This window comes from Microbacterium altimontanum, from assembly GCF_058349865.2.
In genome coordinates, this window is record NZ_JBYRJB020000005.1 from 246,129 (window position 1) to 268,480 (window position 22,352).

General features: G+C 66.5%; 16 protein-coding genes. 6 read left to right on the plus strand and 10 right to left on the minus strand.

The window, feature by feature from the left end:
• Positions 1-42 precede the first annotated feature (42 nt).
• The 6 genes from AC3RX1_RS10650 to AC3RX1_RS10675 all read right to left on the minus strand — a co-directional run bounded on the left by AC3RX1_RS10650 (position 43) and on the right by AC3RX1_RS10675 (position 6,815).
• Positions 43-1,668, minus strand: a complete 1,626-nt coding sequence (locus tag AC3RX1_RS10650) for an MFS transporter (RefSeq protein ID WP_491501213.1) — start codon at positions 1,666-1,668, stop codon at positions 43-45.
• A 217-nt stretch (positions 1,669-1,885) separates the two neighbouring features.
• Positions 1,886-3,148 (minus strand): kynureninase, encoded by a 1,263-nt coding sequence (locus AC3RX1_RS10655; protein WP_491501214.1) that lies wholly within the window; start codon positions 3,146-3,148, stop codon positions 1,886-1,888.
• On the minus strand, positions 3,138-4,109 hold the full coding sequence (locus tag AC3RX1_RS10660; protein ID WP_491501215.1) for a hypothetical protein: 972 nt from the start codon (positions 4,107-4,109) through the stop codon (positions 3,138-3,140). The genes AC3RX1_RS10655 and AC3RX1_RS10660 overlap by 11 nt, the downstream gene beginning before the upstream one ends.
• 2 nt (positions 4,110-4,111) lie before the next feature.
• A complete protein-coding gene (kynA, locus tag AC3RX1_RS10665) occupies positions 4,112-4,972 on the minus strand; it encodes a tryptophan 2,3-dioxygenase (protein WP_491501216.1) in 861 nt (286 codons plus the stop codon).
• A gap of 222 nt (positions 4,973-5,194) precedes the next feature.
• Positions 5,195-5,455, minus strand: a complete 261-nt coding sequence (locus AC3RX1_RS10670) for a glutaredoxin domain-containing protein (RefSeq protein WP_491501217.1) — start codon at positions 5,453-5,455, stop codon at positions 5,195-5,197.
• A 49-nt stretch (positions 5,456-5,504) separates the two neighbouring features.
• Positions 5,505-6,815 carry a UDP-glucose dehydrogenase family protein gene (locus AC3RX1_RS10675; RefSeq protein WP_491501218.1) on the minus strand — a complete coding sequence of 437 codons (1,311 nt, stop codon included), beginning with the start codon at positions 6,813-6,815 and terminating at the stop codon, positions 5,505-5,507.
• Between the two features lie 150 nt (positions 6,816-6,965).
• On the opposite strand from AC3RX1_RS10675, the gene AC3RX1_RS10680 reads away from it, so the two are divergent.
• On the plus strand, positions 6,966-8,111 hold the full coding sequence (locus AC3RX1_RS10680; RefSeq protein ID WP_491501384.1) for a glycosyltransferase: 1,146 nt from the start codon (positions 6,966-6,968) through the stop codon (positions 8,109-8,111).
• Positions 8,112-8,117: 6 nt separating this feature from the next.
• Here AC3RX1_RS10680 and AC3RX1_RS10685 read toward each other — a convergent pair whose 3' ends face one another.
• The 3 genes from AC3RX1_RS10685 to AC3RX1_RS10695 all read right to left on the minus strand — a co-directional run bounded on the left by AC3RX1_RS10685 (position 8,118) and on the right by AC3RX1_RS10695 (position 11,020).
• On the minus strand, positions 8,118-8,564 hold the full coding sequence (locus AC3RX1_RS10685) for an FAD synthase family protein (RefSeq protein WP_491501219.1): 447 nt from the start codon (positions 8,562-8,564) through the stop codon (positions 8,118-8,120).
• Between the two features lie 125 nt (positions 8,565-8,689).
• Positions 8,690-9,982, minus strand: a complete 1,293-nt coding sequence (locus AC3RX1_RS10690) for a nucleotide sugar dehydrogenase (RefSeq protein WP_491501220.1) — start codon at positions 9,980-9,982, stop codon at positions 8,690-8,692.
• Positions 9,983-11,020: a glycosyltransferase family 2 protein gene (locus AC3RX1_RS10695; RefSeq protein ID WP_491501221.1), complete on the minus strand. Its 1,038-nt coding sequence runs from the start codon at positions 11,018-11,020 to the stop codon at positions 9,983-9,985.
• Between the two features lie 139 nt (positions 11,021-11,159).
• Here AC3RX1_RS10695 and AC3RX1_RS10700 point away from each other — a divergent pair, with 139 nt between their 5' ends.
• From AC3RX1_RS10700 to AC3RX1_RS10710, 3 genes are all read left to right on the plus strand, one after another.
• On the plus strand, positions 11,160-12,566 hold the full coding sequence (locus tag AC3RX1_RS10700) for a right-handed parallel beta-helix repeat-containing protein (protein WP_491501222.1): 1,407 nt from the start codon (positions 11,160-11,162) through the stop codon (positions 12,564-12,566).
• Positions 12,567-12,626: 60 nt separating this feature from the next.
• A complete protein-coding gene (locus tag AC3RX1_RS10705) occupies positions 12,627-13,241 on the plus strand; it encodes a hypothetical protein (RefSeq protein ID WP_491501223.1) in 615 nt (204 codons plus the stop codon).
• A 63-nt stretch (positions 13,242-13,304) separates the two neighbouring features.
• Positions 13,305-18,677, plus strand: coding sequence for a PKD domain-containing protein (locus AC3RX1_RS10710; protein ID WP_491501224.1), 5,373 nt, complete (start codon positions 13,305-13,307; stop codon positions 18,675-18,677).
• Between the two features lie 74 nt (positions 18,678-18,751).
• Here the strand turns inward: AC3RX1_RS10710 and AC3RX1_RS10715 are convergent, their stop codons facing one another.
• On the minus strand, positions 18,752-19,399 hold the full coding sequence (locus tag AC3RX1_RS10715) for an arsenate reductase/protein-tyrosine-phosphatase family protein (RefSeq protein ID WP_491501225.1): 648 nt from the start codon (positions 19,397-19,399) through the stop codon (positions 18,752-18,754).
• A 2-nt stretch (positions 19,400-19,401) separates the two neighbouring features.
• On the opposite strand from AC3RX1_RS10715, the gene AC3RX1_RS10720 reads away from it, so the two are divergent.
• Complete coding sequence (locus AC3RX1_RS10720; RefSeq protein WP_491501226.1) at positions 19,402-21,033, plus strand: tyrosine-protein kinase domain-containing protein; 1,632 nt, start codon at positions 19,402-19,404, stop codon at positions 21,031-21,033.
• Positions 21,030-22,325, plus strand: a complete 1,296-nt coding sequence (locus tag AC3RX1_RS10725) for a hypothetical protein (protein WP_491501227.1) — start codon at positions 21,030-21,032, stop codon at positions 22,323-22,325. The genes AC3RX1_RS10720 and AC3RX1_RS10725 overlap by 4 nt, the downstream gene beginning before the upstream one ends.
• The last annotated feature ends 27 nt before the right edge of the window (positions 22,326-22,352 follow it).

Genomic DNA, 22,352 nt, shown 5'->3' on the forward strand with positions numbered 1-22,352 from the left:
CCTTCGGGCGTTTGCGGCCAGTCTAAGCCGCGGAACCCGGTGTCACTCCGGCTGCGACGCCGTACCGTCGGGGCGGTGCTGGTGAAGCGCGTCGATGTCGGCGCGACGGAGACGGTATCGTGCGAGGGCGACGAGGCTCAGGCCGATGAGAGCGGCAGGAAGCACGCTGAAGCTCACGACGATGCCCGTGACCGCGGCATCCGGCTGCACGACCTGCGTCGCTGCGGTCGACGAGATGTACCCGGTGATCGCGAGGACGATCGACAGCACGGTCGCGCCCAGTGCGAAGCCGATGGTCTCGCCCGCCGTCCACACGCCGCTGAAGGCGCCGGCCCGGCCGGGGCCGTTGGCGCGCTCGTCGTGCGAGATGACGTCGGGGAGCATCGCCATCGGCAGCGACTGCATTCCCGCGTACGCGACGCCCGCGATGCCGACGGGCAGGTACGCCCAGTCGCCGGCGCTCCACTGCAGGCCGAGCAGCGACAGTGCCGCCACCGCGAACAGGACGCTCGCGATCGCGAAGGCGCGCTCCTTCCCGATGCGGGCGGCGACGATCCCCCAGACGGGCGCCGCGACGAACGCCGGGGCGATGAGCGCGACGAACAGCAGCTCGACGGCCGCCTCGGAGTGCATGACCCAGGTCGCGACGTACTGGGCACCGGCGAGCATGAGCCCCGTCGCAAGAGCCTGCAGCAGGTACGCCGACAGCAGCGTGCGGAACGGGGCGCTCCGACGCAGGGCGGCGATCCCCGCCGCGTAGTGCGCCCGGATCCCTGCGGGCTCCTCCCCCGTCGTTGAGCGAGCGCCGGAGGCGCGAGTCGAGACGGCATCCGCTCGATCCGCGGCTCGGCGGGCGACACTCGTGGCCACGAGCATCCCGATCGCCAGCACGACCCCGGACACGATGCCCATGAGGAGGTACCCCGTCACCGGGTCGCCGGTGACACGGCGCAGCGCCGGCCCTCCCGCGCCGAACAGCAGGATCGCCAGCGTCAGCACGACGACCCGCCACGTGAGCAGACGCGTCCGCTCGTCGTACCCCGGCGTGAGCTCGGCGGGGAGCGCGATGTAGGGAACCTGGAACAGGCTGAACGACGTCGCCGTGAGCAGGAACGCGATCAGCACCCACAGCGCCCCGAGCACGGGACCGATGGCCGGGGGAGCGGCGAATGTCAGCGCGAAGAACACCGGAATCGTGCATGCCCCGATCAGCATGAATCGCCGGCGCGAACCGTGTCGCGCCCGATCCCGATCGCTCAGCGCGCCGACGACCGGGTCGATGATGACGTCCCAGATCTTCGCCGCGGCGATCACGACGCCTGCGACGAGGGCGGCGACGCCGAGCGAATCGGTGAGGTAGTACGTCAGGACGAGACCGGGCAGCGTGGCGAACCCGCCGGTGCCGATCGAGCCGATGGCGTAGCGGGTGATCACGCCGGCACCCAGGCGCGGTGCCGGGACGGATGCCGCGGCGGGGCGTCCGTCGACGGAGCCCTCGACCTGCGAACGGAGGAGCCCCTCGTCGTCGGTCGACGTACCCATCCGCGGGCGCGGGTGACCATCGCCGGTGTGCACGCCGCCGGTCGGTCCGGAACCGCTGGGGATTGCGGCAGATCCGGCAGAGGCGGTGTCTTCGGGCGAGGCGGCGTCGGGAGCGTCGTTGCTCATCCGGTCAGTGTATTGGCGCCCCACGGCTGCATTCCCGCTTTGGGGCGGATTCCTGCCGATCGTCCCGCAGTCACGCGCCCCAAACGCAGAGCCGCGCCCCAGACCAACGTCACGCGCCCCAAACGCAGAGCCGCGCCCCAAACCCACCGAAGCGCGCCCCGACGGAGACGCACCCGACCGCGCCGAAGCACGCCGCGGCCCCGCTGGGGTCCCCCGCTCAGCCGACGGCGCGGAGCGTCTCCGCGATCGCCGCCATGCCGTCGACCACCTCGACGAACGACGTGGACAGCGGCGACAGGCCGATGCGAAGTCCGCCGGGGTCGCGGTAGTCGGGGATCACGTCGCGCTCCCACAGCCGTGCGGTGACCTCGCGCATGGTCGGATGCGACAGAGTGACGTGGCCGCCTCGTGCTGACGCATCCCGGGGCGACGCGACCGTGGCGCCGAGCGGGGCGAGCCACGCGTCGGCGAGCCGAATGGTGAACTCGGTGAGGGCGACGGACTTCTCCCGGATCGCCCGAACCCCGACCTCCTCGATGAGGTCGAGCATGTCGCGCAGGGCGATCATCCCGGTGACCGGCGGAGTGCCCGAGAGGAATCGGCGCATCCCGTCGGCCGGCGCGTACTCCGGCCCCATCGCGAACACGTCGGCAGCGCCCATCCACCCCTGGATCGGCTGGGTCAGCGTCGCCTGGTGCCGACGCGCCACGTAGGCGAACGCGGGCGAACCGGGCCCGCCGTTGAGGTACTTGTACGTGCACCCGACAGCGAGGTCGAAGCGCCACGCGTCGGCGGCGATCTCGGCCGAACCCGCCGAGTGGCACAGGTCCCAGAGGATGAGGGCGCCGGCCTCGTGCGCGATCGCGGTGAGGGCCGACGCATCCGCCATATGTCCGGAACGGTATGCGATGTGGCTGAGCAGGACGACCGCGGTCTGCGGTCCCACTGCGTCGCGCAGTGCGTCGGCCGTGACGCCCGCGGTGACGTCGACGTCGATCCACCGCACGCGCCCACCGCGCTCGGCGGCGATGCCCTCGACGAGGTAGCGGTCGGTCGGGAAGTTGTCGCGGTCGACCACGATCTCCACGCGTGCCGCGTCGGCTCGGTGAGCGGCGTCGAACGCCGCCCGCAGCAGCTTGTACAGCAGCACCGTGGTCGAGTCGCCGACGATCGTCTGCCCGGGCGCGGCGCCGATGACGGCGGCGCCGATGCGGTCGCCGAGCGCGAACGGCTGATCCATCCACCGCTCGTCCCAGCCGCGGATGAGGCGCGCGCCCCACTCGTCGCGCACGAAGTCAGCCATGGAGTCGACCGTCGCCCGCAGGGGGCGTCCGAGCGAGTTGCCGTCGAAGTAGACGAGCGGCGTGTCCGTTCCCACGAAGGCATCACGGTGTGTGCGCAGGGGATCGGCGGCGTCGAGGGCGGATGCCTCAGCCCGCGCCTCGTCGATCGTCGGCTCGAGAATCGACTCAGGCGTCATGCGCGACCAGCTCCTCCGCCGGCACGACGCACGCCGTGCCCAGCCATTCCGGGATCCCCGCGGCATCCGTCGGCGGCGCCCCGGGGACGAACGTGGCGACCGCTCCGTCGGTCTCATGCCGTGGCCACGGTGCGGTCAGCGCCGCGATCAGAGCGGGACCGGTCACATCGGCGCTGTGGAGCAGCTGCAGCTCCTCGAGGAGGAGGCGGCTCGGCCGATCGCCGTTGCCGAGGTCGGTGCCGTAGAGCACGGCGCCGCCCGCTGCCGAGAACGCGGAGACGTTCGCGACGGCGATCGACGGGTCGTCGTGCACGGCGAGCGTCGAGATCCATCGCTGCCCGTTCGCGACGGCCCGCGAGATCGTCTCGTCGTCGAGGGCCTCGGTGAAGGGCGCGTGGCCGAGCGCGTCGATGCCGACATCGAGCGCCTTGTGCGTCATCCCCTCGCCTTCGACGTGGGCGACGACCGGCAGGCCGCGCTCGTGCGCCGCAGCGACGATGACGTGGAGCGTGTCGTCGTCGAAGACCGGACCGGCGTCGCTGTTGAGGGCGACCTTGATCACGGATGCGCCGGCGTCCGCCATCTCGTCGACGGCCGTGCGCGCGCCCCCGCGGACGCCGGGGGCGGGCGAGGCTGAGGTCACCATGCGGACGATCTGCGGCGGCGCCCAGCTGCGGAACGAGGGGTAGCCGCCAGGCACGGTGAGGAAGGCGCCGGAGTATTCCACGTGGGGAATGCCGTGCTTCGGATAGCGGGCGAAGTAGGCGGGGTCGCCACCCAGGTCGACCACGGCGGCGACGCCGGACGCCGGCAGCGCGTGCTCGTCGATGAGGTGCAGGTGCACGTGGTGGTCGGTGAACGGCGCGAGGGCGACGCCGGCCTCGCCCGTGACGCCGCGGCGGCGGAAGTGGGCGGAGGGTCCGAGGAGTCGCTGCAGGGCCTCGGTGTCGGGATGCGGCATCCTCAGGCTCCGATCTCGGTGCGCACGGCGTACAGCTCGGGGAAGAACGTGAGGTCGAGGGCGCGTGTGAGGAAGGAGACGCCGCTGGAGCCGCCGGTGCCGCGCTTGTGGCCGATGATGCGCTCGACCGTCTTGAGGTGGCGGAAGCGCCAGAGCTGGAAGTTGTCCTCCAGGTCGACGAGCTCCTCGCACGTCTCGTACGCGCCCCAGTGGGCGGCGGTGTCGGCGTAGATCTCGGTGAACACGGGGACGAGCTCGGGGGCGTACTCCCAGGCCTTCGTGACGTCGCGTTCGAGCACGGACGCGGGGATGGCGTAGCCGGCGCGGGCGAGCAGTCGCAGGAACTCATCGTAGAGGCTCGGGGCCTCGAGCGCCGCGCGGATGAGGGCGAGGTTGGCGGGATCGGACTCGAAGACGCGCAGCATGCCGGCGTGCTTGTTGCCGAGCGTGAACTCGACGGCGCGGTACTGCGCCGACTGGAAGCCGCTGGCGTTCCCGAGAATGCCGCGGAACTGCGCGTACTCGGCGGGGGTCAGGGTGGCGAGCACCGACCACTGGTCGGTGATGGTCTTCTGGATGTGCTTGACGCGGGCGATGCACTTCAGCGCAGGGGCCAGCTTGTCCTCGCGCAGCAGGGTGCAGGCGGCGCCGAGCTCGTGCAGGATCAGCTTGAGCCAGAGCTCGGTGGTCTGGTGCTGCACGATGAACAGCAGTTCGTCGTGGTGCTCGGGATCGCTGAGCGGATGCTGCGCGGCCAGCAGAGTGGACAGCTGCAGGTAGCCGCTGTAGGTCATGCGGTCTTCGAAGTCGGTGACGACCGTGTCTTCGATGGTCCTGGTGTTGCGCTCGACCGCTTCGTCCACGCCTCTTACCTTACGGCGTGCGCCGCCAGGTCCCTGAGCGAGGAGCGATCCACCCCGCCAGGTCCCTGAGCGAGGAGCGAAGCGACGAGTCGAAGGGCCGCGCGCAACGCCACGGTCCCGCCTGCCAGGTCCCTGAGCGAGGCCGCGCGCAGCGCGACTGCCCAGCCCGCCAGGTCCCTGAGCGATGAGCGAAGCGCCGAGTCGAAGGGCCCGCGACGGGTCTCAGATGAGCGAGAGCTCCCGCAGCTTCGACTCGACGTCGGCATTCGACGGCTCGACCTGGTGCGACGCATCCGGGTACACCACGACCGGGATGTTCGTGCGACCGGAGATCTCGCGTGCGACGTCGGCAGCGGACGGGTCGGCTACGAGGTCGATGTACTCGTAGCTGATGCCCAGCTCGTCGAGCTGCTTCTTCGTGCGGATGCAGTCGCGGCACCAGTCGGCGCCGAACATCTTGATTGTCGAGTCGGAAGTCGTCATGCTCCCATTCTCCCAGCCTCCGACTGGGGTGGCGCTGTGCGGGCCCGCGTCACGGCCGGCCGAGGCCGCGATAGGTCCATCCGGCGGCGCGCCACCGTGCCGGGTCGTAGCTGTTCCGGCCGTCGACGACATTGCGGCCCGCGACGAGCGGCGCCACCACATCCGGGTCGAGGTAGCGGTACTGATCCCACTCGGTCACGAGGACGATCACGTCGGCATCGGTCACGGTGTCCTCGAACGAGGAACGATAGTCGAGCTGGGGATGCACGGCACGGGCGTTCTCGATGGCTTGGGGGTCGGTCGCCCGTACCTCCGCGCCCAGACCCTTCAGTCGCACGGCGACATCCAGAGCGGGCGAGTCGCGCACGTCGTCGGAGTGGGGCTTGAACGCGAGTCCCAGGACGGCGACCCGCTTCCCGTACGGCTCGTGGCCGAGCAGGTCGACGACGTGCTCGACCACCTTGTTGCGGCGGCGGAGGTTGATGGCGTCGACCTCCTTGAGGAATGCGACCGCCTCTCCGCGCCCCAGCTCCTCCGCGCGCGCCATGAACCCTCGGATGTCTTTGGGCAGGCACCCGCCGCCGAATCCGACGCCGGCACCGAGGAAGCGCCGGCCGATCCTCCCGTCGAACCCGATGGCGTCGGCGAGCTGCGTGACATCGGCGCCGGTCGCCTCGGCGATCTCGGCCATCGCATTGATGAAGGAGATCTTCGTCGCGAGGAACGCGTTCGCCGAGACCTTGACGAGCTCCGCCGTCGCGTAGTCGGTGAGCACGAGGGGCGTCTCGTCGACGATCGCCGCGGCGTACACCTCGCGAAGCGCCGCTTCGGCGACGGCCGCGGCGGCGGGTTCGGGAGGCAGCCCGAACACGATGCGGTCGGGGGTGAGGGAGTCCTTCACCGCGAACCCCTCGCGCAGGAACTCGGGGTTCCACGCGAGCACAGCTCCCGTCTGAGACACCTTCGCCGCCAAGCGCGCGGCGGTGCCGACGGGCACGGTTGACTTCCCGACGACGACGTCGCCGTCCGACAGCTGCGGCAGCAGCTGGTCGATGGCCGCGTCCACGAAACGGAGATCCGCGGCGTTGGAGCCTTTGCGCTGGGGCGTGCCGACGGCGATGAAGTGCACCCGTGCGCCCCGCACTGCTGAGATGTCGTCGGTGAAGGTCAGGCGCCCGGTAGATCCGGCGTCGACGAGGAGCTCGGGGAGACCCGGTTCGAAGAACGGCGCCTCGCCGCGCCGGAGTGCGGCGAGCTTCACCGGATCCACGTCGACGCCGACGACTTCATGCCCCAATGTGGCCATCGCCGCGGCATGCACGGCCCCCAGGTAGCCACATCCGATAACGGATATTCGCATGCCTAGAACACTAGGGGACCATCATGCGTCGCCGCAGCCTACGGCGATGTTCAGGATCGCCTATGCACTTGTCCACAGGCCGGGTGATGTCCAGCCGGCCATGGGACGATGGTCGGACCGCGCCAGATGCGGCAACCGAACCGGAAGACCATGCAGCTGTCGATCATCGTCCCGACGTACAACGAGGCCCCCAATGTGGCCGAGCTCGTGCGTCGCACCGCGGCGGCGGTGGCGGACGTCGATGCGGAGATCATCTTCGTCGACGACAGCACGGATGCCACGCCCGACGTCGTGCGCGAGGTCGCCGCCGCATCCGCTCCTCTTCCGGTCCGTCTGATCCATCGCGAGAAGGCGACCGGAGGCCTGGGCGGCGCCGTCGTCGAGGGTATGCAGGCGGCGCAGTCCGACGTGTGCATCGTGATGGACGGGGACCTGCAGCACCCGCCCGCGGATATCCCGGCGCTCGTCGCGCGGTACTCGGCCGGTGATGTGGATCTCGTCGTGGCATCCCGCTACCTGGGTGAGGGGTCGGCGCAGGGCCTCGCCGATCGGACGCGCGTGTTGATCTCGCGCGTGTCGACGCTGCTGACGAAGGCGATGTTCCCGATCCGGCTGCGGGAGATCTCCGATCCCATGACGGGGTTCTTCCTGATCGACCGGCGTGCGGCAGACCTACAGAACCTGAAGCCGCGTGGGTTCAAGATCCTGCTCGAGATGCTCGCTCGCGGACCGATGCGCGTCGCAGAGATCCCGTTCCGGTTCGCCGATCGGCACGCCGGTGAGTCGAAGGCGTCGTTCCGCCAGGGCGTGAACTTCATCGTGCAGCTCACGGCGCTGCGGTTCGGCAAGATGTCGCTGTTCGCGGTGATCGGCGGGCTCGGCGCCGTGGCGAACCTGCTGATCATGTGGGCGCTCACGAAGGCCGGGATGCATTACATCCCGGCGGCGATCATCGGCGCCGAGGTGACGATCGTGGGGAACTTCTTGCTGCAGGAGCGGTTCGTCTTCCAGGACATGCGAGCGGATGCGTCGGGGGTGTGGTCGCGTTTCGCGAAGTCGTTCGCGTTCAACAACGTCGAGGCGCTGGTTCGCATCCCGGTGATCGCGCTGCTCGTGAACACCTGGCACATCTCCAGCGTGATCGCGGCGGCGATCACGCTGGCCGTCGCGTTCGTGGTGCGGTTCATGTTCCACTCGCTCGTGGTGTACGCGCCCCGGCGCGCGGGCGAGAAGTCGGTCGGGCAGGAGATCGTGGACGAACTCGATACGCAGGCGGTGTCGCCGGGGGAGCTGTAGCGGCGCTCAGGCGTTCGAGACAGCGCTCACCGGTATCGTCAAGGCGTCGAGAGCCGCTCGTAGCTTGCTGCTGGACGTATGTGCCGTGTACGGGAAGTAGACGACTTCGACGCCGACGGCAGCGAAATCGCGCTCCAGCCGAAGACCCTTCTCGGTGCCACGCCAGTCGTCACCCTTGAAGAAGTGCGTGAAGTGAAGCTCCTTCCAGACATCGAGCTTGTCGGGCACGGACTCGACGTACACGTCGTCCACGAAACTGATGTGCCGCACGATCTCGGCACGCTCCTGCGTCGGAATCACGGCCTGGATGCCCTTGACCTCGCGCAGCATCTCGTCACTGACGACCCCGGCGATCAGGAAATCGCACTGTTCCTTCGCATGACGAAGGATATTCAGATGCCCGACGTGGAACAGGTCGAATGCACCAGCCGCATACCCCACACGAAATGCCATATGAGCCCCAGAACTCACGTGACGCTCCCCAGCGCCAACCCCAGTCGTGCACGGCCCCACGCCGGTGCACGGTCGCCAGTGTAGCCTCTCGACGCCGCCGGCACGAGGCTCTGCGGCGGAATTGATCAGAGAGTCTGAGCGAGCCGACCCTCGACGCGGTTCTTCGTGTCCAGGATCGGTACGTCGGAACGCTCGACCAGGGCGTAGTCAATGTCGCTGTGGTCGACCAGCAGGGCGGCGACATCCGTTTCGGCAAGCGTCGCGGCGTCCAGTTCGACGCGCTCAACTCCTTCCGGCCAGAGGTGCTCTGGAACGTGGCTGTCTACGGCGCAGACGACCGCTCCGTGTTGCCGCAACAGTTCGGCGAGATGGAGTGACGGGCTCTCCCGCACGTCTCCTGTGTCCCGCTTGTACGACAGCCCCAGAAGCAGAATGTGGCTTCCGCGCAGGGCCTTCGACGCGCCGTTCAGCATGTCTTGAAGTCGCTGGAGCACGTAGAACGGCATGTTCTCGTTCACGTCGTTGGCGAGCTCGACGAAGCGGAACGTCTTCCCCAGCTGCCGCCGCACCTGCCAGGACAGATAGCTTGGGTCGACCGGAAGACAGTGCCCGCCGACGCCGGGACCGGGCGTGAACCTCATGAAGCCGAACGGCTTGGTAGCGGCCGCGTCGATCGACTCCCAGATGTTCACTCCAAGCTGGTGGGCGAAGACTGCAAGCTCGTTGACAAGAGCGATGTTCACATGTCGGAACGTGTTCTCGAGAAGCTTCGTCATCTCGGCCTCTTTCGGGGAAGAGACCGGGACGACGGTGTCCACGAGTGCCGAGAAGAAGTCGCTCACGCGCCGTAGTGACTCCTCGTCGATGCCAGAGACGACCTTGGGTGTCGTCTGCAGGTTCCAGTGGGGGTTGCCTGGGTCGATTCGCTCCGGACTGTAGCCGACGAAGAAGTCTGTACCCGCTTCGAGTCCCGAGTGCGCTTCGAGGATGGGGACGAACAACTCCTCGGTCGTGCCCGGATACGTCGTCGACTCGAGGATGACGAGCGCGCCCCTCTTCAGGTGAGCGCCAAGCGATTCGGCTGCGCTCTCGATGAAGGAAAGGTCTGGAAGGGTCTCTCTGAGCGGTGTCGGAACCGACACGACTGCGATGTCGAACCCATCGGCGAGGGCGTAATCGCTCGTCACGGTGTAGCGGCCGTCTTCGAGCACGGCCCTAAGTCGTTCGTCGCCGATGTCTTCGACATGCGACACGCCCGCGCTCAGCGCGCTCACGCGGCGGCCATCCAAGTCGATTCCCACCACACGGTATCCCACCTCCGCCGCGCGCATCGCGACGGGCAGTCCGACATAACCCTGTCCGACGACGACGACGTGCTGCCGTGAATCCTCACCCATGAGCTCCCCCAGTTCCTTCATCTATCGAGCCTCGCCTGCGCTCGCTGGTCTCGCTGCGCTGGTCCTATCGTGCGCGTACGCATGGAACTCACGACCGAACGCGCCGCTGACCATTCCGGTTCCGCGACGCATCATACGGTCCCCGCGGGCCGCCCACCTGAGCTGGTGGGTTCCCCTGCCCCACGCCGCCCATGCGGCCCCTACAACGGCGCGGCCGACACCCGCGACTATCCCTCGAACCCGACGAAGAAGCCGAGCGACAGTGGTACGTCCCTCAGCCACATGGACGCGAATGGCCACGTTTCCATGACTGTACGCCCGTCGCAGGACCCATTCCCGAGTGAGGCGGCTGGATTCCACCGGATCGTCGGCGACGGATTCGTTACACCAAACGAACGTCCCCCCCTCCCGGGAGAGCTCCGTGCTGAATTTCGTATCGGACCCTCCCCCAAGCCCGATCGACTCATCGAATCGAGTGCCGAAGCGCCGCACGGCCTCAAGGTCGAGGAGGAGGTTGCCAGTCGCCACCACGTCCATCCGGGTGCCCGTGGGTCGTTCGGGGCGTCGGAACACGCCACTCGCGAGGATCCACGGGTCCACGTCATCGGGGAAATGTGAAACGACCAACCCCGAGACCCCCGTGGGGCGGCCGTGTCCCGACCAGGTGGCGATCAGGTGACGGAGCCATCCGTCGCGTGGCGTTTCGTCATCATCGATGAAGACGAGCAGACGTGCGTCGGCTGCCGCATCAAGCGCAGCGTTCCGAACTGCCGGGATTCCAGGCACCGTCTGGGATACGTATACGACCGGCACGCCCACCGTGAACTGACCCACGATCGGCTCCGCGCTGCGTTCCGGGTCGTTGTCGACCACGATGATGCGTCCGCTCGCGACGAGCTTCGCCTCCTCCACCCCACGGATGTGGTCGGCGACGAGGGGGAGTAATCGGCTCAGTCGCTCCGTGCGCCGAAAGGTCGGGATGGCGACCGCCAGTGAGATCCGCTCCACGAGGCCCGACATTATCGCTTCCTCATTCTTCGCGGCGACATTATTCTTCACTCATTCTCTGTGCTTGACCCGGCAGAGAGGTCGAAGCGCCATGCAAGATGGACTGACCAGTTGCGAGCGCGCCTCGATTACCCGATCGATCCCATGAGCCGCCGCGTGCCCCCAGTATGAATCGGACCTTACCAGCCCTATGAATTCACGTCGCTTCTTTCGTCGACCCATCCTCCTTCTCTCCACAGCAGCAGCCATCTCCGCTCTCACAGCGGCCGTCGGCCTCGCCTCTTCGGTGACGCCCGTCGCCGCCGCTGCCTCGACCACGGTGTCCGTTGCACCGGGCCAGGGCAAACCGGTGAGCTTGGGCGGCGCGGTCAGCGACCACCCCGCTGCCGCGTTCTCGCTCGCGGCAATGCCGAAGTCCCCCGGCAGCACCTATGTCGGAGTGCGCGCTCGTGTCGCAGGCTCCGGGTACTACCTCCTGCAGGCCAACGTGTTGTCCACCGGTGCGATCACTGCCACCATCAAGCGTCGGTCGAACTCGGGCGCCATCATCAACCTCGTCGGCCCCAAGACGGTCGGATTCACTGCGGCAGCGGCATCGCCTCTCGTTGCGGACCTGACCGTTTCCGGGTCTTCGACGGTGAGCCTGAAAGGCGTGATTCGTAACGCGGCTGGCAAGCAGTACGCCATCTCGGCCACCGATTCCTCGTCGGCACGGCTCACCAAGGCCGCCGTCGCCGACGCGTGGGTGTATGCGAGCGGCAAGAGCACGTCATCGGCCAAGGTCTCCGTCACCAAGCCGACTGCCGCCGTCACGGCGCCGCCGTCGACCACTGGTTCGGTCGGCGTGCCGGCGGGCACCAAGCTGAAGGTCCACGAGGGCGACCTGGTCATCAACAAGCCGAATACCGTCGTCAGTGGTCTCGACATCCGAGGGTTCGTCCGCGTCAACGCTCCCGGCGTCGTCATCGAGAACTCCGTCATCACTGGTCGCGCAACGAAGTCAGCGGTGGCCATCGTGAGCAATTTCAACAACCACAACCCATTCACCATCCGTGACTCCGAGATCTACGCTCGCTCGGCGAGTCCCTACCTCAACGGCATTATGGGCGATCACTTCACCGCCACCCGGGTGCACGTGCACAACGTAGTCGACGCGATTCGCATCACAGGCAGCAACGTGAGCGTCACCGGGTCGGTGCTGGAGAAGAACCTGCATTACCTCGTCGACCCGACCCAGGGAAACACGCCCAGCCACGACGACTCGATCCAGATCCAAGGTGGAAGCGACATCCGGATCACCGGTAACCGGATCAGCGGTGCCTTCAATGCCGCCGTTCAGGTGACGGAAGGTCTCGGCAAGGTGTCGCGTCTGACGATTGCGAACAACCGCCTCGATGGCGGTGGGTGCACCGTCAACATCTACGCAGCTCCGGGATCGACGGGAATCAAGGAGTCGGTCGTACGCGACAACAAGTTCGGTTCGAACCAGCGTGTGAAGAAGTGCGCGGTGGTCGCTTCGCTTAACAGCGTTCCCCAGATGACTTCAAATGTCTGGGAGTCGACTGGGGCTTCCGTCGCCGTCACCCGCGGGAAGTAGACTCTCCTCATCGGCGGGTGCGGAGGGGACCCGCACCGCCGCTGATAGGGGAGGGATCTCGTGGGCGATTCCGTGGCGCGTCAAAGGTCGCGCATCGTCTGGACCGTGGTGATCGCATTCGCGGTGATCGTCGTCGCGGTGGTCTGGCTGGTGTTCGGTTACCGACCGAGCGCCGACTCGGCTGTGGGTGTTCCGACACGCACTCCGGTACCGGCGACGCCATCGGTGTGGCCCACGCCCACGCCTGGCTCTACCGCGGCTATGCCTAAGGTCACCCCGACTAGGGCACCCATCGATGATGCGGTCAACCTCTCGGGCCTTGAGACGAAGGTCACTTCCCTCGCACGGTTCGAAGCGAAAGCGAGCAGCCTTCCGGGTGAGGCCGGCGGCCCGGCGATCCGGGTGACCGTGAAGGTCACGAACACCACCGACAAGGTCGCCCGGATCGATGGAGCGCGGCTCAGTGCGGCGTTCGGAAAGTCGAGAGCACCAGGTGCGGAATTAAGTGGTAACGGAACGCGCGAGTTTCCTGCTAGCATTCAGCCTGGGGAAACGGTACAAGCCGTCGCTGCCTTCTCGATACCCGATGGCAGCGACGGTTCGGTACACGTCGGACTCGATCTGGTGACGGGAAAGCCAGCGATCGTGTTCGTGGGAGACGTGCCGAAGAAGTGACCTAACTGGGGAAAGCGGCGGAGGCTAAGGGGCCTCTCGTCGAAGAGATACTGGGGAGTCTCTGTGGTCGATCACACATTCGGTTCGCGCACCGCCGCAACCAAGGGAAAGATCATCACCGCCTTGGCGACGCTGGCTGCGGCCATCTTGGTGATCGCTATGCCAACTGCGGCCCAGGCCGATACGTCGCCCACAAACGGCACTCCCGCCACCGTGACGAGCGACTCACTCCCGACCGCGCAGATTGATGGGATCGTCTGGCAGCAGACGATCATCGGCAACACCGTCTACGCCGGTGGCTCGTTCTCGACGGCGCGACCCGCTGGAGCTGCCGAGGGCACCCAGCAGGTCACTCGTACGAATCTGATCGCCTACAACGTCACGACGGGCGTCATGACGTCCTTCGCCCCTTCCATCAACGGCCAGATTCGCGCCGTCGTCGGCTCGCCGGACGGAAAGACGCTCTATATCGGCGGTGAGTTCACATCGGTCAACGGGCAAACCCGGAACCGCATCGCATCCTTCGACATCGCGAGCGGCGCACTGACGAACTTCGCACCGGACGTGAACGCGGCAGTACGCGGCATCTCCGTCACCAACACCGCTGTCTTCTTCGTCGGAGCCTTTGGAAGGGTCAACGGCAATGTGCGCACGGGCGCCGCCGCTGCAGAGCCCAATGGGACACTCCTCAGTTGGGCGCCGGTGCTGGGCAACGGCAGCGGCCAGGCCGTCAAGGCGTCGCCGGACGGAACGAAAGTCGTGATCGGAGGCGCATTCACCACGCTGAACGGGTCCAGCAATCCCGGCTACGGCATGGGCATGGTCAGTGCAGCCGACGGCTCGCTGCTTCCGTTCGCGGCGAACGGAATCGTTCGCAATGGCGGCTCCCAAGCCGCGATTCTTGCCCTCAGTGGCGACGGCGACTCGGTGTACGGCTCGGGTTATGTCTTCGGATCGGGCGGAAACCTCGAGGGCGTTTTCCGTGCCGACTGGGCAACCGGGAACCTGACCTGGGTCGAGGACTGCCACGGCGACACCTACAGCGTGGCGCCGGTCGGAGACCTCGTCTACGAGGCTGGTCATGCTCACTACTGCGGCAGCATCGTGGGCGGCTTCCCGCAGAGTGACCCTTGGACTGTGCGCCACGCCATGGCGTTCACGAAGTCCGTCGAACGGATCACGCCGTACGGCCTCAACCTCGGCTACTACGACTGGGGTGGAAATCCCGCTCCGCGGCTCACTCACTGGTTCCCCGACTTCGACACGGGCACGGTGAGCGGCGCTGGACAGGCGACCTGGAGCGTGGCCGGCAACAGCCAGTACGTCGTCTATGGTGGTGAGTTCCACCGTGTCAACAACAAGATCCAGGGCGGACTCGCGCGGTTTGCGGTGTCGTCGATCGCTCCGGGAACCGACGGTCCCAGGATGTCCGGTGGCTCATATGTGCCGTCCGCTGTCGCGATTGCAGCTGGCAAGATCCGTGTGAGCTGGCCGCTCAATTACGACAGGGACAACGAGAACCTCACGTACCAGTTGATTCGCGACGGCAAGAACAGTGCGCCGATCTACACCGTCACGGCGATCTCGAAGTCGCCTGACTGGGGGCTGCCTGGTCTGAGCTTCACTGACTCTGGCCTCGACGTAGGATCGACGCACACGTACCGGGTGCGTGTGAACGACCCGAACGGCAACGTGGCATGGAGCAACACCATCACAGCCACCGCTGATGGGACCGGGGTCGTGACCGACTACTCGAACACGATCCTCGAAGACCAGCCTCTCGATTACTGGCCTCTGAATGACAGCGGCGCGACCGTGAGCTACGACTGGGCTGGCGCGTCCGACCTCACCCTGAACTCCGGAGTGACCCGTGGCACGGCTGGCGCGCTTGTCGGTGTCGGCGCAGCTGCCTCGACGTTCAACGGCACCTCGAGTGGGTTCGCCTCCACGACACGGTTGATCCAGGGCCCGCAAACGTTTGGTCTCGAGGCCTGGTTCCGCACCACGTCGACTTCGGGCGGCAAGATCATCGGGTTCGGAAACGCCTCGTCCGGAACGTCGAACAACTACGACCGCCACGTGTACATGAACCCGAACGGAACGATCTCGTTCGGCGTGTACCCGGGATCGTCGCAGATCGTCACCTCCGCGAAGACCTACAACGACGGTCAGTGGCACCAGATGGCGGCGGGTCTGAGCTCCGCCGGCATGATCCTGTACATCGACGGGCAGCGCGTGGCACAGCGCACCGACGTGACGTCGGCTCAGTCCTACAACGGATACTGGCGCATCGGCGGAGACAGCTCGTGGAACGGCAGCAACTGGTTCGCGGGTGACATCGATGAGCCTGCTGTGTACGCCGCGCCGCTGACGAGGCAGCAGGTCGTGGCCCACTACGTGGCATCGGGTCGCACATTCACGGGGGCGACGCCGCCGGCGGACTCGTACGGCGCCGCTGTGTACGCAGATGAGCCGTCGTTGTACTGGCGACTCGGCGACACGACAGGGAACACGGCTGCAGACTCCTCGGGTTCGGAGTTCCCCGGCAAGTACTTCGGGTCCATCACGAAGGGGGCACCCGGCGCTCTCGAGGGCGTCTCGGACACTGCAGCGGCATTCTCGGGCGGCCAGGTCATTAGTCAGGAGTCGGTGACCAATCCGACGACGTACACGCTCGAGGCGTGGTTCAACACGACGAGTACCAACGGTGGCAAGATCATCGGCTTCGGCAACAGCCCGAATGGGAACTCGACGAGCTACGACCGGCACATCTACATGCGCGATGATGGGACGCTCGTCTTCGGGACATGGGTCGGATCTGAGGCAACGGTGACGACGACCTCGTCGTTCAACGACGGTCAGTGGCATCAGGTCGTAGCCTCTCAGGCGGCGGACGGCCAGCGGCTGTACGTCGACGGAGAGCTGGTGGGCAGCAGCACACAGAGCGGCGCCCAGAACTACAGCGGTTACTGGCATGTCGGCGGTGACGTCACATGGGGCGGCGCGAGCAGCTACGAGTTCGACGGCGTGATCGACGAGGTCGCGGTGTATCCCGTCGAGTTGACGGCGTCGACGGTCGCCAACCACTACAGCCTCGGCTCGACCGGTCAGGCCCCGAACCAGCTTCCCAACGCATCGTTCACCTCGACCGTCAGCAAGCTGAAGGTGAACGTGGACGCGTCGGCATCGGCCGATTCGGACGGCTCGATCGCCAGCTACGACTGGAACTGGGGCGACGGCACGGCGCACGGCTCGGGCGTCACCGCGACCCACTCGTATGCGACGGGCGGTGACCACACGATCACGCTCACTGTCACGGACAACCGCAATGGAACCGGCACAAGCAGTTCGACGGTGACCACGGTCGCCAACGTGGCGCCGACCGCCTCGTTCACCTCGACCACGACACCGCTGAAGGTCTCGGTCGACGGCGCTGCTTCCGCCGACCCCGACGGAACGGTGGACAGCTATGCCTGGTCCTGGGGTGATCAGACTGCAGACGGGAGCGGTGTGACGGCGACGCACACCTACGCCGCTGCCGGCGACTACACGGTGCGTCTCACGGTCACAGACGATGACGGGGCGACGGACTCCGTCGAGCACACGATCACCATTCCGGCAGTCCCCGTGAACCAGCCGCCGACGGCGTCCTTCACGGTGTCGAACACTGACCTGAAAGCCTCCGTCGACGCTGGGGCATCCGGTGATGCGGATGGCACCATCAGCTCGTATGACTGGAACTGGGGAGATAACTCCGCTCACGGCACTGGCGTGACGACAAGCCACTCTTACGCTTCGGCTGGTACCTACACCGTGACTCTGACAGTCACGGACGACCAGGGGGCAACAGACGTTGCTGAGCACCAGGTGACGGTGACAGCGCCGGCGGCCGGCACCGTGTACGGGTCCGACGCATTCCAGCGCACCGTGTCGGGAGGATTCGGAACGGCAGACAAGGGCGGCGCGTGGAGCGTGAGCGGTCCGGCCAGCGACTACTCGGTGAACGGTTCCCAGGCGCGAATGAGCGAGCCAGCTGGAGCAACGCGCAACGCATACCTCGGCGGAGTCACCACCGATGACATCGACGTCCAAGCCGAGATGACGTTCGCGCAACGGCCCGTGGGTGGCAGCGCATACACATCGCTGATCGCCCGCCGGATCGGGTCGCTCGATTATCGCGCACAGGTCGTGATCAACTCCTCTGGGGTGGTCTCGCTCCAACTGCGCACGTCGAGCGCGAACCTGGTGACTGGCAACCCGGATATCGTCATCAGCGGTGGGGAAACGCTGATCGTCCGGGTCGAGGCGGTGGGGACGTCGCCCACCACGCTGAACGCCAAGGCGTGGCTGAAGGGACAAGCGGAGCCGAGCGCGTGGCTGGTGACCCGAACGGACTCCACCACGGGCCTGCAGGACAAGGGATATCCGGGGCTCAGCGGACTGGTCTCGAGTGCGGTATCGAACGCTCCATACGTCGTGGCATTCGATAACTTCACCGCCCGTTCAACCGGCGGCTCGACGCCGCCGCCGGCGAACGTGGCACCGACAGCCGCTTTCACCTCATCGGTGTCGGACCTGACGGTGGATGTGAACGGCGGCACGTCGACGGACTCGGATGGGACGATCGTCGACTACGCGTGGGACTTCGGAGATGGAAAGACCGGCAGCGGGAAGACTACGTCGCATGCATATACCGCGGCGGGGACATACACAGTGAGGCTCACCGTCACGGATGACGGCAACCTCACCGACACGATTACCCACAGCGTGACAGTCACCGATCCAACGACGCCGCCCGCTGATGGCAAGCTCGCGTCCGACGACTTCGCCCGCACGGTGAGCAACGGCTGGGGCACCGCCGAGGTTGGTGGTGCGTGGACCGTTTCCGGAACCGGGGGTGCCGCGTTCTTCTCGGCGGATGGCGATAACGGCGTGATGAGCATGACGGCCGGCGCGACTCGTTCCGCGTTCCTTTCCTCGCTGTCGCTGGCGGACACCGACGTCCAGAGCACGGTGACACTCCCGGAGCTCCCCACTGGTTCGAGCGCATACGCCTCGATCGTCGCGCGGCGAGTCGGAAGTGCCGACTATCGCGCTCGAATCGTCGTCTCTACGAGCGGAAGCGTTCAACTGCAGATCCAGCGCACGTCGACGACGCTGGTCGCCGTCAACGTCTCCGGTCTCACGGTCACAGCCGGTGACTCGGTCGTCGTTCGCATTCAGGCTGTCGGCAGCAATTCGACGGCGCTGAAGGCGAAGGTCTGGAAGGCAGGCTCCACCGAACCGAGCGCATGGCAACTGACGACCTCGGATTCTACGGCGGCATTACAGACGGCTGGCGCAGTCGGTGTGTCGTCGTATCTCGGCGGCAGCGTCTCGAACGTGCCCTTTGCGATCCTGTACGACGACTTCGTCGTTGTGGATCCAACGATTTGAGTCGCTGAGAGCTGCGCGACAGCTCAACGCCAAGGCTTCCGGCACCGCCTTGTGCGATGCCGGAAGCCGGTCGATCAGACCATTCGTGTGGCGTCTACGGAGGCCGCGATTCGTGCGGTCCAGTCAAGGACCGCTGTGACGACGGGTGAATGTCGGGTCCTGCGCCGGAGGTGTGCGTCTCCGATATTGAGAGCGAGGGCGGAAGCTCCTGTCATCGCACCGCCGCGGCGCAGCTCATCCCACTCCTCGGCGAGCTCTCGTGCGCTCCCGGAGGAACGAGCGATCTCCGCGAGATAAGCTGCCTCACCGAGTGTGAACGCCTTGCGTCGGGTGGCCGGGTGGATGAGCGCAAGTTCGGACTTCTCGGCACCGGATGCTGTGAGCAGAAGTGCAGCGTCGAGCTCGCCTGGTTCGATGCGGCGCGAAGAGAACTGTTCCACATACTCGCTGCCACCGTCGAGGAGAACACTGCGGGCGGAACGCCGGCACATCGGCATGCCATCCCGTGCATGGATGCCGCGGCTCTCCACGTGCCAGCCCAACGGTGCGAGACGCTTCGACAGGAAGTACGCCGCTAGCGGCGAGCGGCAAATGTTCGCATGACAGAGCACAAGTACGCTGTATGCAGGTTCCCCAGAGATCACGTGGTGTCCTCCCCCGCGACGTCTAGACTGTACCAGTACCACGACGATCGTGGGTGCCGAGAAGGCACTGGGGGACACGAATGACGCTCATCGAATACGCCTACGCGCTACGGCGGCGCTGGATCACGATCGTCGTGTTGGCGGTCGTCGGCGGGATCGCGGGGTTCATGGTGGCGCACTTCTCGCCGGAGCAGTACCGCTCCACGGGGAGCGTGCTTGTGACCAGCGATCGAGGCGATTCGACTTCCGAATTGACCCAGGGGTCCACATTCATTCAGGCCACGATTCCGTCGTACGTCGTCTTGGCGACCTCGGAGGTCGTTCTCCAGCCCGTCATCGACGAGCTGGGGCTCGATACGACGCCGTCACAGATGAGTGGGATCGTGGAAGCGTCGAGCCCGCTGGCCACGGCGATTATCCAGGTCTCTGTCGTGCGAGGTGACCCCCAGACGGCCAAGGAGATCACAGATGCCGTGATGGACAGCCTCGCTACGGAGATCCCGAAGGTCTCCCCGCACAGCGCAGACGGCAAGCCCGCCGTGACGGTCACGACGATTCAGGGGGCGAGTCTACCGGGCTCGCCTTTCGCGCCCAACACGCGACTCTCGATTGCGCTCGGCATCCTCGCCGGTCTGGTAGTTGGTGCTCTGTACGCTGTCGCCCGTCGGTTGTTCGGCGATCACGTGAGCGGGCCACGTGACGTCGCCCAGCTGACCGAGGCCCCCCTGCTCGGCCAGGTGCTCGAGAGCAGGCGGTCGACACTGCTCGTCCAATCCCTGTTGCGGGACCCTTTGAGCGTGGAGGCCGAGTCGGTGCGGGCGCTGGCCGCCAACCTGAATTTCTTGCGAATCGACGGGGGCCTGCGTTCGGTGGTCGTCACGTCGCCGGACCAACGCGAGGGCAAGAGCTCGCTGGCACTTGCACTTGCCGTCGTCGTAGCAGAGTCAGGCAAGCGGGTTCTATTGATTGACGCGGACCTGCGGCGCCCATCCATCGCCCGGTACACGGGCCTCGAGGACGCGATCGGTCTGACGGGGGTCCTTCTCGGCGACGTCGAGCGGTCCGATGCGATCGAGCCATGGGGTGTTCCCGGTCTTGCGGTGCTGCCATCGGGCCCCATCCCGCCCAACCCGTCACAATTGCTCAGCAGCGAAGCGATGCAGTCCCTGATTTCGACGAGTGAAGGCGAGTTCGACCTCGTCATCATCGACACCGGCCCGGTCCTCAGCGTTTCGGACTCGATCTGGCTTTCCCATGCGGCGAGCGGTGCTCTTCTGGTCGCTCGCTGGGGCCGCACCAGCCGCCGGCACTTCGCTCGTGCCCTTTCAGCTCTGGAGCGGTCGGGTCCGCAGGTGCTCGGTGTTGTCCTGAACCGGCGCCCGCGGCGCGGTGCCACGCGTTATGAGTACACAGCCGCTTCTCCGCGCTCCGGCCAGCGGTCCAACGGTCTCAGATCGGGACGCAGATCGAGGCGGCATGCAGCCAACGCTGAGGATCCGTTCCTGGCCGGGGACGCCGGTGGTATGGAGACTGAGAGTCGCGCCGGTGAGCCGATGAACGAGGACGAGCGGCGAGACATCGAATCGACGCCGGACCGACATGATTCGGTGACCGACACCGACTCCACCTCCGACGGAGAGGCTCACGGCACTGAGTCGACGGACAGCGACGCGACGTCCGGTGCCGACAGCAAGACCACCTCCGCGAAATGACCCTGCTGCCGGGTGGTGGGGAGCTCGCCTCGGCCTTGCGACGGCGCGAGCGAGCGGGCCGCGGAACCGAAGAAGCCTTGGCTTACGGACTCAGCGCGCTGCTGGCTGTGCGCTACTTCGTGAACGACGATTACCACCTCGGCTCCCTTGTCGCCCTCCTCTTCCTCCCGATCACGCTTCCTGTGCTCCGGCGATACCGAGGCGGCGTCCTTCTGTTCTCCCTCGCAGTTGCGGCGGCAGTCGCGGGTGGACTCCTCACGCAGGCAAGCATCGGCGACCACACGATCAGCAACACGACGATGATCCAGGAGTCGTTCCGGATTCTGGGGATCGGCCTCTGCATCGTCACACTTCTCTGGGCGCGGACCGTCATCGGCCTGTCCAAGGTGGCGCTCAGCTACGGCGTCGGCGGTCTCGCGAGCCTTGCCGTGGTCGGCATCAACCCGGCGAATCCTTGGAAATTCTCGCTCTCAGTGCCGATCATCCTGATCGCACTGAGCGTCCCCTTCGTCACTCGCAGCGTGCCACGGCAGTTCGCCGCGATGCTGTTGCTCGCCGCATGTTCTGGTATCGCTGATTCTCGCTCGCTCGCGGCCACGCTGCTCATTGCCACGGCACTCCTGCTCACTCGGCGCCAACCCGGTCGCAGCCGGAGGACGAAGGCGGGAATGGTGATCATCCAGATCGCAGCGATCGCGGTGGGAGGGTTCTTCGCCCTGCAGGGCGCCATTCTCGAGGGCATCCTCGGCGAAGAGATCCAGGCACGCACTCAGGTGCAGATCGAGACCTCTGGAAGCGTGATCACTGGCGGGCGCCCGGAGCTCGGGGCAACGGTCGCGCTCTTGCGGTCCAACCCGTGGGGTTTCGGCACGGGGACGTTGCCTTCGTACAGCGATATCTTCACGGCCAAGGAGGGCATGGCCGCGCTGGGATACAACCCGGAGCATAATGGCTATGTCGACCGGTACATGTTCGGGAGCAAGTTCGAGGTCCACTCGGTGATCGGCGACCTGTGGCTGCTCGGCGGAGTTCTCGGTGGCCTCTTGGCAGTCGCCATTGTGTGCTATGCCGTCTATGGGATGGCGTCTTCCGTCGCCTCCGGCACCGCGGTTGGCGTCGCACTGTTCCTTGGTGTACGCACAGTCTGGGACACGTTCTTCAGCCCACTCGGAACCACGTTCTTCACGGTCGCCCTCTGCGTTGCACTCCTCCTCCCGGAGATCGCGGCACGCCGAGATCCTGGTAATCCGTCCTCAGCTCATGCTTCCGCGGTCGGCGGGCGTGCATGGTGAGGGCGGGGCGGCCATGGCGCTCCGTGG